General features: G+C 66.6%; 3 protein-coding genes. 1 reads left to right on the top strand and 2 read right to left on the bottom strand.

The window, feature by feature from the left end; translation table 11 throughout:
• Positions 1–1,486, top strand: a 1,486-nt coding sequence (locus tag AC2VON_RS24990; protein ID WP_486955218.1) for a 3-hydroxyacyl-CoA dehydrogenase family protein, incomplete at its 5' end; no start/stop codon positions are given.
• A 99-nt stretch (positions 1,487–1,585) separates the two neighbouring features.
• Here the strand turns inward: AC2VON_RS24990 and AC2VON_RS24985 are convergent.
• Both AC2VON_RS24985 and AC2VON_RS24980 read right to left on the bottom strand, forming a co-directional pair.
• Positions 1,586–2,206, bottom strand: coding sequence for a class I SAM-dependent methyltransferase (locus AC2VON_RS24985; protein ID WP_486955217.1), 621 nt, complete (start codon positions 2,204–2,206; stop codon positions 1,586–1,588).
• Positions 2,207–2,239: 33 nt separating this feature from the next.
• Positions 2,240–2,665 (bottom strand): pyridoxamine 5'-phosphate oxidase family protein, encoded by a 426-nt coding sequence (locus AC2VON_RS24980; protein WP_486955216.1) that lies wholly within the window; start codon positions 2,663–2,665, stop codon positions 2,240–2,242.
• Between the last annotated feature and the right edge of the window lie 201 nt (positions 2,666–2,866).

The following is a 2,866-nucleotide window of genomic DNA, read 5'->3' as shown; positions in this document are numbered from 1 at the left end:
TGCCAAGGGCTACAAGATGCCCGGCGGCACTCCGGCCACGCCGGCGCTGGCAGCGGTGCTGCCGTCGTTCCCGGCTCTGCTGAAAATACAGCTCAAGGGTGCACCGATGCCCGCACCGCGGGCCGTCCTGGACGCCGCGGTCGAGGGCGCGCAGGACGACATCGACACTGCCACCCGCATCGAGAGCCTCTATTTCGCGTCGCTGGTCACCTGCCAGGTCGCCAAGAACATGATCCAGGCGTTCTTCTTCGACCTGCAGCACATCAACGGCGGCGGCAGCCGCCCGGACGGCATCGGGAAGACCCCGGTCACCAAGGTCGGCGTGCTCGGTGCCGGCATGATGGGCGCCGGGATCGCCTACGTGTCGGCCCGCGCCGGTTTCGACGTGGTGCTCAAGGACGTTTCCGCCGAAGCCGCCCAGAAGGGCAAGGGCTACTCCGAGAAGCTCGAAGCCAAGGCGCTGTCTCGGGGCAAGACCACCGAGGAGCGTTCCAGGGCGCTGCTGACCCGGATCGTCCCGACGGCCGACGCGGCCGACCTCGCCGGTGTCGACTTCGTGATCGAGGCGGTCTTCGAGGACCAGGGGCTCAAGCACAAGGTGTTCGGCGAGATCGAGGACATCGTCGAACCCAACGCGCTGCTCGGGTCGAACACCTCCACCCTGCCGATCACCGGTCTGGCCGCCGGCGTCAAACGCCAGGAGGACTTCATCGGGATCCACTTCTTCTCCCCGGTCGACAAGATGCCGCTGGTGGAAATCATCAAGGGCGAGAAAACTTCCGACGAGACGCTGGCCCGGGCATTCGACTACGTGCTGGCGATCGGCAAGACCCCGATCGTGGTCAACGACAGTCGTGGCTTCTACACCAGCCGGGTCATCAGCACCTTCATCAACGAGGCGATCGCGATGCTCGGTGAGGGTGTGGAGCCGGCCAGCATCGAGCACGCGGGCAGCCAGGCCGGCTACCCGGCGCCGCCGCTGCAGCTCTCCGACGAGCTGAACCTGGAGTTGATGCACAAGATCGCGGTCGCGACCCGCAAGGGTGTGGAGAGCGCCGGTGGCACCTACACGGCGCATCCGGCCGAGGCGGTCGTCGAGAAGATGATCGCCCTCGGGCGGCCGTCACGGCTGAAGGGCGCCGGTTTCTACTCCTACGCGGACGGCAAGCGGGTCGGCCTGTGGCCCGGGCTGCGGGAGACGTTCAAGTCCGGCTCGTCGACTCCGCCGCTGCAGGACATGATCGACCGGATGCTGTTCGCCGAGGCACTGGAGACCCAGAAGTGCCTCGACGAGGGTGTGCTGACGTCGACCGCCGACGCCAACATCGGCTCCATCATGGGCATCGGCTTCCCGCCGTGGACCGGCGGGACCGCCCAGTACGTCGTCGGCTACCCCGGTGGCAGAGCAGGTTTTGTGGCCCGGGCCAAGGAGCTGGCCGCCACCTACGGCGAACGGTTCACCCCGCCGGAGTCGCTGACCGTCTAACGGTAAGACATGCCCGCAAACATCTGAAAAAACAGGTTTGGCAATGGCTTTCGTGGGCTTTCCGTGGGCTTTCGTGGGCTTTCGTGCCTGTCCGGATGACTACTGGAGGCGCTGCAGCACGTAGCTGCGTACCACGAATCTGCTCGCGAACCACGCGCCGAGGAGGCCTCGTGGTCCCCACCGCGGTTCATCTGCCGCCGACAGCAGCGTCCATTCCGGCGCGAATCGACGCTCAATCTCTGCCTGGTCGATGCCGGCCGGCGCGATCCGGCCACCGCGTTGGAAGGCTGTGATCGACAACCGCGCGCCCGGGGCTGCGGCGGCGGTGATCTCTTGGACATAAAGGGTCCGGTCGTGGCCAGTCATGCCGTGCAGGCAGCCGTTGTCCACGATCAGCTGGAAGTCCGCACCGATCCCGGCCTCACCCAGATGCGTGACGTCAGCGCGGACGAAATTGACTGCAGCGTCAGCGCTGCGGGCCTTGACCCGCGCGTTGTCGAGCGCCTTGGGAACGAAGTCCACCCCGGTGACGTCCCATCCGTGCCGGGCCAGGTAGACAGACGAGTCCCCGGTGCCGCATCCGACGTCCAGCGCCGATCCAGGAGGCAACGCGTCAGGTCCCTCGATCAGTTCCCGCAGCGTCGCCGACTGCGGATGGCCGTCCCACGGCGTAAACCCGATCTGGTAGAAAATCCGGAACACGGTGTGCAGGGACGCCATGGCCCCACCGTAGACGTTTAGCACCCATGGCAGCTAGACGGCGCCCAGGTCGGCGGAGTTCCAGTGCTGCGGTTGTAGGTAGATGACCACCTGTTCGCCAAGCTCGGTCAGTGCGAATTTGAGGTATCTGTCGGCGCGCTCGGGTGGCAGATAGCGCCGCGCCAGCTCGATGTGATGGTCGTCGGTGCCGGGCTCGATCCGGCCGACTGTCCCGTCGACCGCGACGTAACGCAACGTCGGCTCGGTGCGCCCAACCATCAGCGAGAACCAGCCACTTGCCCTGATCAGGCGGGTCTTCCGCGAGTCCGCACCGGTCAGCACCCAGGGCTGCCCGCCCGGCGCATACTGATACCACATCGGCACCGTCAACGGCCCCCGGGCGTCTCCGGCGTTCACCGACAGCGCGGCGACGTGCAGTTCGGCAAGAAACGCTTCACGCTCTTCCTTGGTAAGCGCCATGATTCGAGGCTACCGCGGCGCTATCTCGGCGTGAGCGTGGGCAAAACCGTGACCCGCCTCTGCCTGTCGTACGGGAACACGCACACTCGCCGGCAAGCTAGATCGCCGGGCCCAGCAGGTCGTCGGCGTCGCGGATGACGTAGCCGTAGCCCTGTTCGGCCAGGAACCGCTGCCGGTGCGCGGCGTACTCGGTGTCCTGGC

This window comes from Mycobacterium sp. TH-M82 (assembly GCF_057473605.1).
This window is presented reverse-complemented; position numbering and strand designations above follow the sequence as displayed.

What these genes read in the sequence shown, in the direction of transcription:
- AC2VON_RS24985 (WP_486955217.1), bottom strand. Translation starts at nt 2,206, where the DNA reads ATGGCGTCCCTGCACACCGTGTTCCGGATTTTCTACCAGATCGGGTTT.
- AC2VON_RS24980 (WP_486955216.1), bottom strand. Translation starts at nt 2,665, where the DNA reads ATGGCGCTTACCAAGGAAGAGCGTGAAGCGTTTCTTGCCGAACTGCAC.